Raw genomic sequence first — 11,481 nt, forward strand, 5'->3', positions numbered from 1 at the left:
CCTCCATTATTGATCATAAAGTCTATTTTACCGTGACCTCCAAAACGGAAAAATAGGCTAAATGACATAAAAAATGGAATGGACTCTCTATTCAATTTACCCTCTACAATGGATAAACGAGTTTATCCATTGTAGAGATATAGAAAAGGCCAGACAGTTCATTATACTCTGTCTGGCCACATGTTCACGTTACTTATAATCATTGATTGGTCCTTTATCCATCAAAACATCGATCTCATTTGAATATTTCATTTTTAACTTCGGTCTACGCTCAGAGTTTGGTTTACTGTAAAGCTCTAGTGGACGGATGATCACGCCATCATTTGTGTTTTGAAGAATACCTGGAACACAAGAATAAATTCGATCATTGTCATTTGCATGTTTCGCGTGAATCGTGACAGACGTTCCTTGATGATTATCGATACTCATAGTCACTCTATATCTATAGAAAGAACCTGTTCCATTTGATTGAGCAGAGTAAACAACGGGTACCACCGCAAGGATATCATCATTTAACCTTAGTTTAATGACTTCTGTTTTCATTGATTCACGATCTCTACCGACATCTCCCATATGCTCTACAGCCCCGTTACCGTAACTTTTGAGAGCGGGAACACCTTTTGCGCCAAACATGGCCACATCTATTTGTTTTCCTGACTTCGTATAGACCAATGCGTAAATATCATAATCGGTGCCAGACTCCCAAGATACTGTAGCCGTAATCTCTGGTGTTTTTTCAATGATGATCGGTTTATGACCTTTGTCTAAACTAATTTTACCTTGAACTTTCTCTAAGCTAATAGGTGCAGCGGCTTTCTCTTTAGCGGCTGTGTTCATTGGAGCAGGCTCATTAATTTGTTTTTCAGAAACCATTGGAGGAGGTGTAGAAACATCCTGTTCATCAGGTTCAACCTCCACCCCATAAAGCTTGCATAGCCCTTCCAATCCAGAATCGAAGCCACGCCAGATGGATCGTGCTTTCGTTTCACTATTTCTTATGTATAGCTCTACTACGACAATGCCCTTTTCATTTGTAAAGCTTACTGGTGTTAGGTATAGGACCTCATCACCTGTTCGAATTTCTGCTTGCAGATTCTTCACATGAGAAAAGCCGATTCCTCGATCCTCTGTTAGTGTAATAGCCATCTTTGTGATTCCGACAGGCACTTTGCTCATATCAAAATTCAATTGATGTCTTTTCAACTGATCTGATATCTCTGCTGGTAAAAGTGTCGCGACACCCGTAGTACTCTCCGGCTGATTGTAAAAAATAATGCCATTATCTCCTTGAACTAGATTTGAATCTGTTAAGAGAAACGCCGTTAAAGAAATATCAATTGCAGATGAGACTTCATAACTGATGGATAATTGCCCCTTTGGAGAGTTTAGTACGGTATTGGCACCCATTTGCAGAGTTTGATTCATTTCAACAACTCCTATTCTTTATCTACCATTTATCGTTTTTATAGACCAATTATACCAAATAGTGCAATAGAACCTATTAATATCTTTCTCTCTTTTCATCTCTGCAATGATATGAGACAATGCCACCTAAAAACAAACTACTCTCGAAAGGAGAATCAATGTGTATAAAAAAATCATCCCAGCTGTTACAGTGATATTCGGTTTTTGGATTCTTCTTCAATTAGCATTTAGCATCAATATCTTTCACAATCCAATGAATTATTTTATTGTGATCACTCTCTTTTTTCTTTGTATTCAGGCTACATTGAAGCATAGGAAATAAAAAAACCCGAACAAGCGAATCCCACGCTCATCCGGGCCAGTCATTTCTTTATTACACTTCTTCACCATTCGTTGCGATGACGTTTTGATACCAAGTAAACGAATCTTTTTTAAGACGCTTCATTGAACCATTACCTTCGTTATCGCGGTCAACATAAATCATGCCGTAGCGTTTTTTCATTTCACCGGTTGTGAATGACACGATATCAATGATGCCCCAAGGTGTGTAGCCGATGAGGTCCACACCGTCATATTCAACCGCTTTTTTCAGTGCTTGAATATGAGAAGCGAGATATTGAATTCGCTCTGGGTCATGAATAGAGCCGTCTTCTTCCACTTGATCAATGGCACCAAAGCCATTTTCCACAATGAATAGCGGGATTTGATAGCGATCGTAAAAACGATTCAATGTATATCTTAAGCCTGTCGGATCAATGGACCAGCCCCAGTCGCTTGATTTGATATACGGATTTTCTACACCATGTGGCAGTGCTCCATTGACAATGTCTCCGTTGTGATCAGATACTGCATCGCTTTTGACCGTTGTTGACATGTAGTAGCTAAAGCCAAGGTAATCTACTTTTCCTTTTCTTAAACTTTCTTCATCGCCTTCTTCAAATGGAATGTGATAGCCTTCGCGCTCAAATTCTTTTAACGCGTAGCTTGGATAGTAGCCACGCACTTGGACATCTGGGAAGAAATAGCGCTGTCTCATATATTCTTCTGCCAGCATGACATCCTCTGGGTTTGAGGAATATGGATAAATTGGCACGTGGGACACCATCGCTCCAATTTGAAAGGACGGATTGATCTCTTTTCCTTTTGCCACTGCCCATGCACTTGCAAGCAATTCATGATGGCCCGCTTGATACATGACTTCTTTGGCATTTTCGCCTTCTTTGACAGATACACCTGAATTTGTCCAAAGGAACAACGGGTTGTTAACGTCCATTTTGTTATTGATTTCATTAAATGTCATCCAGTACGTGACCTTGTTCTTGTAACGATTGAAGCATACTTCCGCGAATTTCGCGAAATATTCAGCGACTTTTCTGCTTCGGAATCCGCCGTATTCTCTTGCCAAATGAAGGGGCATTTCAAAGTGAGACAACGTAATGACAGGCTCGATTCCATGTTTAATCAGTTCATCAAACACATCATCATAAAACTGTAAGCCTGCTTCATTCGGCTCTTCTTCATCCCCTTTAGGGAAAATTCGGCTCCAGCCGATCGATGTTCGCAAGCATTTTAATCCCATTTCAGCAAACATGGCGATATCTTCTTTGTAACGATGGTAGAAATCAATGGCTTCATGGTTTGGATAAAAAGTTCCTTCTTCTATCGTTTCCGTGATCTGTCTTGGTACACCATGAGCACCTGCTGTCATCACATCTACAACACTCGGCCCTTTGCCAGCTGCATTCCATCCACCTTCGAATTGATGAGCGGCTAATGCCCCGCCCCATAAGAAATCTTTTGGTAAAGTCATTATCTATTCCTCCTATTTCACAATTGTCATCATGACGTCAGTTGGCTGACATGTCGAACGTTTCTCTACAATCACATCTTCGTATGCTTGGGTATTGGTAATGATAACAGGTGTGATTGTTTGTAATCCTTTGCTCTCAATTGTTTCCTGATCAAATGTCATCAACAAGTCACCCTTTTTCACCTTGTCGCCTTCTTTGATATTGAGTGTAAATGCCGATCCATCTAGAGAAACCGTATCAATTCCTACATGAACAAGTAACTCTACACCAAATTCAGAACGCAGACCAATCGCATGTTTTGTTGGTGCAAGCATGACGATACTGCCGTCAAACGGTGCAAACAGTTTGTTATCGGTCGGATGAATGGCAAAACCTTTCCCCATCGCCCCAGAGCTAAATACGGCATCTGGCACTTCAGATAACGAAAGGACCTTTCCTGTAAGTGGAGCCGTGATCATTTCTTCATTGTTCATAGAAGTATTTGCCGTTTCTCCGTCTTGATCTTTAAGAGGTGTTTCACCAGCTGACTGTTCTACTGTATCTTCTCCATATCCGAACATTTGAATAAGCACAACTGGTAAAATCAGCGCAATGGCCACACCAATCAAAATACCAATGATAGACGTTGGATAATCTGCACTGATTCCGTTCACAATGGTCAGCGGGCCAGGTAGTCCTGCATATGCAAAGTAATAAGGCGTAAAGAAGCTGGCCACAACGGCACCGACCGCTCCAGAAATACACCCGAAAATAAACGGCTTTTTAAAACGTAAGGTGACACCGTAAATCGCAGGCTCCGTAATACCGAAGAGTCCTGTGATTCCAGCTGAAACCCCAACTTTCCGTGTTTCCCGATTTCTTGCTTTTAAAATAACTCCCAGCACCGCACCGACTTGAGCGATAACAGCGATGGTTTGATATGCCTGAAAGGAGTCACGTCCATATTGTTCAAAGTTCGCAAGTACCATTGGCGTGATGCCCCAGTGAACACCGAAAATCACGAGTACTTGCCAGAAACCGCCGATAATGGCCCCTGCCAGAGCTGGTACATTTTCAGCTAAAACATTGTATCCGTTTGCAATCCCATTTGCACCTGCTGTCGAAAGAGGACCGATTAATAGTATGGTTAACGGAACCATGACGACCATACATAGAAATGGGACAAATAGCGGTTTGACAACCTCATGAATTCGTTTGTTTAAGAATTTTTCTACATAAGAAAGAATCCATACTAAGAAAAGCGGTGGCAAGACGGATGATGTATAAACCGTTTCAGATAACGCAATCCCTAAAAAGGTCACACCTTCCCCTGATGCTACACGTCCGGCAATCTCTGTCCAAGAAGGACTGACAAGCGCTGCTGTACAAGCAACCGCAATATACATATTCGTTTTGAAATGCTTGGCTGCAGTTATCGCAATAAAAATGGGCAAGAACGTAAACGGTGCCCAAGAAATAAAGCTAAACACTTCATAAGTGCCTGTTTTCGAGAAGCTTGGAAATATCAAATTTATTAAGATAAGTGCACCTTGCAAAATACCAGCTGCGGCTAAAATATACACAAATGGCGCAAACACAGCGGACATGGTCGCAATGACCCGATTCAGTATCGTTCCTTTGTTTTCATTCGGCTGATCATCATCCGACGTTTGGAGCTGAACCAGGTTGGAAAAATGCTCATATACCTCACCCACATGCTGACCGATCACAACCTGAAACTGACCACCGTTTTCCACCACTGTAATGACGCCAGGCATGGCGTTGACTGCTTCTTTTGCCTTTGGATTAGAACGCTTCAGCACCAAACGCAGCCTCGTGGCGCATCTTGCGGCACTCACCACATTTTCTTCTCCGCCAACTGCTTCTAAGATGTCTTCTGCAAGCTTTTGATAATCCCTCACTTTTGACATATAACCCCCCCTTTATCGCTACTAGTATATGTACATTATAATTATACCGGTACAATTTATCAATACATATATAATTTGAGTTTGCATATCAAAGAGAAATCGGGATGTGCTATAATACAAAGACAATAAATCGTGAAAACAAAGAGGAATGGCTATGTTAAAGTATCAACAAATTGCGAGCGATATTGAAAAATATATTGTCACACATGAGCTGCAGCAAGGAGACAAACTCCCTGTGCTTGAGACGCTCATGAATCAATTTGCTGTGAGCAAAAGTACAATTATCAAATCATTAGATTTACTCGAAAGAAAAGGGATTGTCTATCAGGTGAGGGGCAGCGGCATCTTTGTGAGAAGGCATAGACGCAAAGGCTATATTAGCCTATTATCCAACCAAGGTTTTAAAAAAGATTTAGAGGAATTTCAACTGACATCAGAAGTTCTCACGTTAGATACCGTCAAACCGCCAGAAGAAGCTGCGCTGAATTTAAACATTGAACTAGATGAGGATGTTTTCTACCTTAAACGCATTCGTTACATCAATGGACAAACTTTATGTTTAGAAGAGTCCTATTACCGGAAAACCATTATTCCTTACCTCAACACAGAAATTGCAGCCGATTCTGTATTTAAATTCATTAGTGAAGGCCTTGGTCTTAAAGTGGGCTTTTCTGACATGTACCTGCAAGTTGGCAAACTAAACGAAACTGAAGCGAAGCACCTCGGACTTAAGCAAAATGATCCTGCTCTTCGTGTCGAAACCGTCTTTCATCTCACAAACGGCCAGCCCTTCGACTTCTCGAAAATCACATATAACTACATGCAATCCCAATTTTTTATTCAGGCGAATAATTATTATGGGTGATGAAAGGAAAAAGCCCCTGATACATTCAGGAGGCTTTTCTACTGTTCTCTTTTAACCTTTAAATATTTCTTCCCTCTCTCTTGAGTAGTTAGCCCGTCAATGAGAGTATCACCATAAAAAATGACTAAATAATCCCCTTTACCTATAAGAACAACTGGAAAAGCATGATGCTTTTGCAGACTCATTTCAACATCATCTGGATGAAGCTCGACTTCCATTTCATGTCCAATGAATGCATACTCGAACGTAAGAGTATGATAAAGTTCTACAAGACACTGTACGATCTCCTGTTGAATACGAACGACATCATGTGAAACAACCTCTGTCCACTTTAAATATAGAACGAATCCCACAAAACCAGCTTCTTTTTGTATGTTGATAGTCGTATATTTTAGGCATGTTCCCGTCAATTCAAATTCTGTATAATAGCCTTCCAAGTAATTGTTTTTGATTTTATTCTCTTTTACATCATGTTCGATCCATGCTTCGCCATTAGCGTCTTGACTAAACTTTACTTTCGTTATTGACATTCCTTTTTTTGTTAAATAGTCAGTCAGTTTGTGAAAAGTGGTTATTAAATGAATGTCATCATAGAATACCAATCCAATATTGATATATCCTCCTAAAGCTATGCTGAATCCCTCGCCTTCTTTTTGTTTTGTTCAAGCATACTACAAAAAAGCAGGTTCCTTCGTACCTCCCTTTTGATCCATCATTATTTTTTCCCTTAAATGTCTTTACCGTCTTACCACTCTCTGACAATCTTTTTCCTGTAATGGTACGTAGACTTTCCCGCCCTTAGCGCCTAGTTGTTTGATATTACATGAACAATTCCAATAAATCACATCAAAAAGATTCATTTTACGAATGCATCCTACACACTTATGATGAACATAACAACATGGTTAGGAGGATTCGTCAGATGAAAGATATTAGGGTGTATCATGTCGATGCGTTTACAACTGAGAAATTTGGAGGTAATGCCGCTGGGGTGGTGTTGGATGGGGAATGGTTAACGGAGGATGAGATGCAGAATATCGCCAAGGAGTTGAACTTACCCGAGTCCGTTTTCTTGCTGCCGGCACATGATGAGAAAGCCGATTATCGAGTGAAATATTTCACTCCAACGGAAGAGGTCAATTTCTGCGGGCATGCGACGGTTGGGTTGACTTGGCTTTTAGCGACGGAGCTAGGGATGGCTAAAGAAAAATCAGGGGTGGTGTTAGAAACAAAGATCGGCCATGTCCCCGTTGTATGGCACGAAGAGAATGGTAAAGTTGTGGATGTGGAGATGACACAGGTCACGCCAAAGACGCGAGATTTTATCATCGATGTAGAAGAGCTTAGTGATATTCTCGGTATAAGCAGTGACAGGATTGATCCATCCTATCCTATAAAATTAGCAAACACCGGAAACTGGCATCTTCTGGTTCCGCTGAAACACCAGCATGACATTGATCAAGCAGCACCAAACTTAGCAGCTTTAGGAAAAATGAATAAAGAGCAGGATATCACAACGACTCATCTTTATACGTTTCAATCCACAAAGGACTGTGATCTTTATACAAGGGATTTTGCACCTGGCATTGGTATACCCGAAGATCCTGTAACGGGAGCAGCAAACGGGGCATTGGCCGGATATCTGTATTTGGAAGGGATCATTCCTCAGCAAGAAACCACTCATCTGAGCATTGCCCAAGGTGATGCAATCGGCAGACCAGGATTGCTTCGTATCACGGTCATTCCGAATGAAGCAAAGCCGGTCATTAAAGTAGCAGGTGCAGCGGTTATTACCATTCGTGGGGTGATCACGCTATAAATTGATCAGCTTGAATAGAGACTCTCGTTCAAGCTGAATCTATTTAAAATGATCTTTGACTGCTTCAATCCATCTTTTAGTAGAGGGAGAGGCTGCGTTAAAAGATTTAAACGCCATATTGATTTCGCGATAAACACGGGTCTCAAGTGGAATTACGTTCGCATGAGGCACCTGTGGCGGCAAAATCAACTTCGGAATGATCGTGAGCCCAAGGCCTTCCTGAACCATAGAGATGAGCGTATTGTTGTCCCCAATCTCAAATAAAACATGGGGTTTTACGCCTCTTTCTTTTAATATTTTCTTAATGAGTTGATCACAGCCCGCTTTTGGCATAATAAATGGTTCATCTTGGAACGAAGCCACTTCCATCACCTTCTTTGTATGGAAACGATGACTCTCTTGCATGAGCACAACCAATTCATCTTGAAACAGTGGAACAGTTTCCAAATCTCTAGATGGCTGTGTTAAGTGCCAGATGCGATCCACTCTTCAATTTCTTCATAGCCGCCTTCGTATAATTCCAATTGGATATTGGGATAACTTTTCGTAAAACGATGAATGAGCTGCGGAAGCATTTTTGAAGAAAAACTAGAAAACGTGCCGATTTTAATACTCCCCACTTCCATCCCTTGAATCAACGCCGCCTCCTGCTCAAGCAATGACGCATGATGAATGATTTGGCGAATATGGGGCATCAATCGCTCACCTGCATCTGTCAGTGACAGCCCGTTTCGATTCCGATGAAGCAGCACAATCCCAAGCTCTGACTCAAGCTTCGCCATATTATGACTCACCCCAGACTGCGTCAGCCCAAGCTTCTCACCAGCTTTTGTAAAGCTACCGCATTCGACGACTGTTTGAAATACTTTGTATGGGAATGTCATTCGTTTGCTCACCTCACTTTAGATCTTGGCAAAACCTACTGTTAGACATGTCTGTGATTTTTCGATTTAATTGTTGTTCGACCAATTGAAAACATGCCTGCTGAATCCATAAACGTTTAAATGTATAGAGTTGTTCTTTTTCATCGCCATGCATCTCTTCATCTTTTTCTAACTGAAAATCTGTCAATTCGATTTTGTCATGAACATGCATATGAATAAAAACATGCGCATTGTGAAAATCATGCATATGCTCTACTAAAGCTGAGATATTGGTGATAAAGTCATCAAATATATCTTCTTCTAGCGTTTTCTTGAGATCTAGATGGCTGTGCACATCCATTGATATGTAATTATCTCTTTCATCCAGTTCTTCTTGAGTAGCCAGAGGGTTATCATGAATCGTTGCTTTTCTATTTAAATCTGTAATCGAGAAATAGACGATGATGTCTTTATTATCGAGAAATTCATACGCCCATATCTCTGCATCTCTTAATCTTAAAATGCGGGTGAGGTTGTCCAACTTTTTAAAACCTCCAATTAATTATTGATTGTCGTCGTCGACGAAGACCTAGACGCCGCTTCATCCGCTTTCACACAATCAATCGCAACAACCAATGCAATCATCACAGGCTCCATCTCTTCTTTCAAAATATCCACCTTGTAGCTATCCCCCCAAGTAAACCATTCCTTCTTTACCTGACCGATCACTTCGCCGCTTTGCAGCACTTGGAAATTCATATCCCACCAGTTTCCTTGTACTTCGATACCAGCAGCATCAATTGAATATTTTGCTTTGAAGAACGTAAACTCTTTTTTGATCGTCAATACCTCTTGCCCACCGACTTCTACTAAAAACTTTGGTAAAAAGCTAAACATTTTCTTCGTGATTACAGCAATGACTTCTCGTTCTGTATTCAAAATGGTAAACGTCTTTGGCACCTTCATAAAGCTGCCTTCGACCACATATACATCATTCTCCTGTTGATCCTTTACCGTAAACCTACCGCTCAGACTAAATACCTTTTGCTTCATATACAGCTGCTTCATAAGTACCTCCGATTCAATTCAAAAATTTATCCGTTCTTCCCTTACCCCTGATTATACCAAATAATAGAATGTGCAAAAAACCACCTGATAGCAGGTGGTTTTCGATTACTGATCCATTTTCAGAGATTCTTTTTCATATGTTTGAAAAGCATCTTCCATTCCCATGATGACCTCTTTCATTTTGACATAACCACTTGTATAAGGAATAGAATCTCTAATCTCTTCCCACATAAAATGATAGAACTTCAGGTCATCTGTTTCACACATCACAAAATCTGTGTAATCCTTACATGGAAGAGCTTCAGCATCAAAAAAACGCACCGTCACATGTTCCTCATATTTCTGCATCAACTCTTGCAGCGAAGCCGCATGGGTTCTGCGCTCCTCTCGTGGTAAAGCAAGCCAAGATGGATAGAACTCTAATAAAACAACCATCATATATTTCATCATCAAGCCCCTCGATTCTTCTATGATGTGATGATTGTACGCCAGATCTAGAGAATGCGCATTAACATAGGTTAATGTTCAGCAGGATGCAGCAGCCTGCTCAGCGAAACTGGAGAAATACCGATATATGAGGCAATATGATATTGAGCGATACGCTGATGTAACCCGGGATATTTCAATAAAAACGCCTGATATCGCTCAATGGCTGGCAAATATAGCAGTTCCCTCTCACGCTCTTCCTTTCTCGTATACAGCCTTTCAACACTCACCCGAACAAACCGCTCCCACATATGACTTCTGTCCGTCAACATTTGAAGCAGATCATACGGAATTTCAATCACAATAGAATCCTCCATCGCTTCAATCGAATAAGGAGAAGGCTGCCCGTTGATCATGCTTGCATAAGAAGTAGCAAAATCATCTTCCAACGTAAAAGCCACGTTGTACTCCCTTCCATCCGGTAACAAATAGAAGAGACGGAAGAGACCTGTTATGCAGAAATAGGCATGCTTCACTGGATCGCCAGCCTTGATTATGCATGTACCCGCTTTTAATTGTTTAATCGTTGTTCCATCTTTAAAGGCTTGCCAATGCTTATGTTCAATAAGATATTTCGATATTTTGGTTTTGAACGTGTCGTATGGGTTAGTTATTTTATCCATCTGTAAGTTACCTCTCTAGTAATGGAAGACTTGATAAAAATTGTATCAGGAAACACTCAAGTTATAATGGAAATATACGCGATGATGAGGGGAGAAACAATGAAAAAAATCACTTTTTTTGACTGGACCGTCCATTTACAAGCGGACTTAACAGCGATTACCGATCATTATGAAAAGAAAATGGTCATTTTAGAGCCATCCATTGAACTAAATAGCATCATCTGGATGGATGACAACAACGAGCTACAAATCAAACCTACTTGGGATTGTGTCATTTCAATTGATCCAACCAATAAATCACTGACAATCCGGCAAACAAAAGAAGTATTCGGAGATGTGTACGAATGAAAATAGGAGGAACTATGAAGAAAACCGCTTTTTATGATTGGACGATTCACTATCCTGACCATTTAACAGCAGTCAAAGATGATACAGAAAAGAAAATGGTTTTTCTAGAACAAACGGTTGAATTTAAAGGAATGCTCCGTATTGATGAAAATGATGAACTGCAAATAAAGCCGACATGGGATTGTGTCATTATTGTAAATGCAAAACAGATGTCTATGACAGTTCGTGATGCAGAAGACTTTGTAGGTTTACCATAAACATTA

General features: G+C 40.6%; 15 protein-coding genes. 5 read left to right on the forward strand and 10 right to left on the reverse strand.

Annotated features, from left to right (window positions below):
• Positions 1-189: 189 nt before the first annotated feature.
• A complete protein-coding gene (locus NSQ70_RS18485) occupies positions 190-1,425 on the reverse strand; it encodes a TerD family protein (protein ID WP_138279203.1) in 1,236 nt (411 codons plus the stop codon).
• Between the two features lie 160 nt (positions 1,426-1,585).
• Here NSQ70_RS18485 and NSQ70_RS18490 point away from each other — a divergent pair, with 160 nt between their 5' ends.
• The gene (locus NSQ70_RS18490; protein ID WP_025208294.1) at positions 1,586-1,747 is read left to right on the forward strand and encodes a hypothetical protein; all 162 of its coding nucleotides are present in this window, start codon (positions 1,586-1,588) and stop codon (positions 1,745-1,747) included.
• Positions 1,748-1,798: 51 nt separating this feature from the next.
• Here the strand turns inward: NSQ70_RS18490 and bglA are convergent, their stop codons facing one another.
• Both bglA and NSQ70_RS18500 read right to left on the reverse strand, forming a co-directional pair.
• A complete protein-coding gene (gene bglA / locus NSQ70_RS18495) occupies positions 1,799-3,238 on the reverse strand; it encodes a 6-phospho-beta-glucosidase BglA (protein WP_100218328.1) in 1,440 nt (479 codons plus the stop codon).
• A gap of 9 nt (positions 3,239-3,247) precedes the next feature.
• Entirely contained in the window at positions 3,248-5,146 is a 1,899-nt protein-coding gene (locus NSQ70_RS18500) for a beta-glucoside-specific PTS transporter subunit IIABC (RefSeq protein WP_268430231.1), read from the reverse strand.
• Positions 5,147-5,300: 154 nt separating this feature from the next.
• Between NSQ70_RS18500 and NSQ70_RS18505 the strand changes: the two genes are divergently transcribed.
• A complete protein-coding gene (locus NSQ70_RS18505; protein ID WP_017368418.1) occupies positions 5,301-6,011 on the forward strand; it encodes a GntR family transcriptional regulator in 711 nt (236 codons plus the stop codon).
• A 38-nt stretch (positions 6,012-6,049) separates the two neighbouring features.
• Here the strand turns inward: NSQ70_RS18505 and NSQ70_RS18510 are convergent, their stop codons facing one another.
• Positions 6,050-6,613, reverse strand: a complete 564-nt coding sequence (locus NSQ70_RS18510) for an Imm64 family immunity protein (RefSeq protein ID WP_056703902.1) — start codon at positions 6,611-6,613, stop codon at positions 6,050-6,052.
• Positions 6,614-6,933: 320 nt separating this feature from the next.
• Between NSQ70_RS18510 and NSQ70_RS18515 the strand changes: the two genes are divergently transcribed.
• Positions 6,934-7,830 carry a PhzF family phenazine biosynthesis protein gene (locus NSQ70_RS18515; protein WP_268430232.1) on the forward strand — a complete coding sequence of 299 codons (897 nt, stop codon included), beginning with the start codon at positions 6,934-6,936 and terminating at the stop codon, positions 7,828-7,830.
• 39 nt (positions 7,831-7,869) lie between these two features.
• Here NSQ70_RS18515 and NSQ70_RS18520 read toward each other — a convergent pair whose 3' ends face one another.
• The 6 genes from NSQ70_RS18520 to NSQ70_RS18545 all read right to left on the reverse strand — a co-directional run bounded on the left by NSQ70_RS18520 (position 7,870) and on the right by NSQ70_RS18545 (position 10,870).
• Positions 7,870-8,316 (reverse strand): LysR family transcriptional regulator substrate-binding protein, encoded by a 447-nt coding sequence (locus tag NSQ70_RS18520; RefSeq protein WP_342502347.1) that lies wholly within the window; start codon positions 8,314-8,316, stop codon positions 7,870-7,872.
• On the reverse strand, positions 8,295-8,714 hold the full coding sequence (locus NSQ70_RS18525; RefSeq protein WP_342502348.1) for a LysR family transcriptional regulator: 420 nt from the start codon (positions 8,712-8,714) through the stop codon (positions 8,295-8,297). Before NSQ70_RS18525 ends, NSQ70_RS18520 begins: the two co-directional genes overlap by 22 nt.
• A 13-nt stretch (positions 8,715-8,727) precedes the next feature.
• Complete coding sequence (locus NSQ70_RS18530; protein WP_142153380.1) at positions 8,728-9,234, reverse strand: hypothetical protein; 507 nt, start codon at positions 9,232-9,234, stop codon at positions 8,728-8,730.
• A gap of 17 nt (positions 9,235-9,251) precedes the next feature.
• Positions 9,252-9,761 (reverse strand): LURP-one-related family protein, encoded by a 510-nt coding sequence (locus NSQ70_RS18535; RefSeq protein WP_159145274.1) that lies wholly within the window; start codon positions 9,759-9,761, stop codon positions 9,252-9,254.
• Between the two features lie 105 nt (positions 9,762-9,866).
• Positions 9,867-10,208, reverse strand: coding sequence for a darcynin family protein (locus NSQ70_RS18540; protein ID WP_342502349.1), 342 nt, complete (start codon positions 10,206-10,208; stop codon positions 9,867-9,869).
• A 71-nt stretch (positions 10,209-10,279) separates the two neighbouring features.
• Positions 10,280-10,870, reverse strand: a complete 591-nt coding sequence (locus NSQ70_RS18545; RefSeq protein WP_178929691.1) for a Crp/Fnr family transcriptional regulator — start codon at positions 10,868-10,870, stop codon at positions 10,280-10,282.
• 99 nt (positions 10,871-10,969) lie between these two features.
• On the opposite strand from NSQ70_RS18545, the gene NSQ70_RS18550 reads away from it, so the two are divergent.
• Complete coding sequence (locus NSQ70_RS18550; protein ID WP_058336403.1) at positions 10,970-11,218, forward strand: hypothetical protein; 249 nt, start codon at positions 10,970-10,972, stop codon at positions 11,216-11,218.
• A gap of 14 nt (positions 11,219-11,232) precedes the next feature.
• Entirely contained in the window at positions 11,233-11,475 is a 243-nt protein-coding gene (locus NSQ70_RS18555; protein WP_342502350.1) for a hypothetical protein, read from the forward strand.
• Positions 11,476-11,481: the final 6 nt, after the last annotated feature.

Source organism: Bacillus sp. FSL R5-0397 (assembly GCF_038593395.1).
GTDB lineage: Bacteria > Bacillota > Bacilli > Bacillales > Bacillaceae > Bacillus > Bacillus altitudinis.

Coding starts and splice junctions, on each gene's coding strand:
- NSQ70_RS18525 (WP_342502348.1), bottom strand. CDS start 8,714: ATGACATTCCCATACAAAGTATTTCAAACAGTCGTCGAATGCGGTAGC.
- NSQ70_RS18535 (WP_159145274.1), bottom strand. CDS start 9,761: ATGAAGCAGCTGTATATGAAGCAAAAGGTATTTAGTCTGAGCGGTAGG.
- NSQ70_RS18485 (WP_138279203.1), bottom strand. CDS start 1,425: ATGAATCAAACTCTGCAAATGGGTGCCAATACCGTACTAAACTCTCCA.
- NSQ70_RS18550 (WP_058336403.1), top strand. CDS start 10,970: ATGAAAAAAATCACTTTTTTTGACTGGACCGTCCATTTACAAGCGGAC.
- NSQ70_RS18515 (WP_268430232.1), top strand. CDS start 6,934: ATGAAAGATATTAGGGTGTATCATGTCGATGCGTTTACAACTGAGAAA.
- NSQ70_RS18540 (WP_342502349.1), bottom strand. CDS start 10,208: ATGAAATATATGATGGTTGTTTTATTAGAGTTCTATCCATCTTGGCTT.
- NSQ70_RS18505 (WP_017368418.1), top strand. CDS start 5,301: ATGTTAAAGTATCAACAAATTGCGAGCGATATTGAAAAATATATTGTC.
- NSQ70_RS18545 (WP_178929691.1), bottom strand. CDS start 10,870: ATGGATAAAATAACTAACCCATACGACACGTTCAAAACCAAAATATCG.
- NSQ70_RS18555 (WP_342502350.1), top strand. CDS start 11,233: ATGAAGAAAACCGCTTTTTATGATTGGACGATTCACTATCCTGACCAT.
- NSQ70_RS18500 (WP_268430231.1), bottom strand. CDS start 5,146: ATGTCAAAAGTGAGGGATTATCAAAAGCTTGCAGAAGACATCTTAGAA.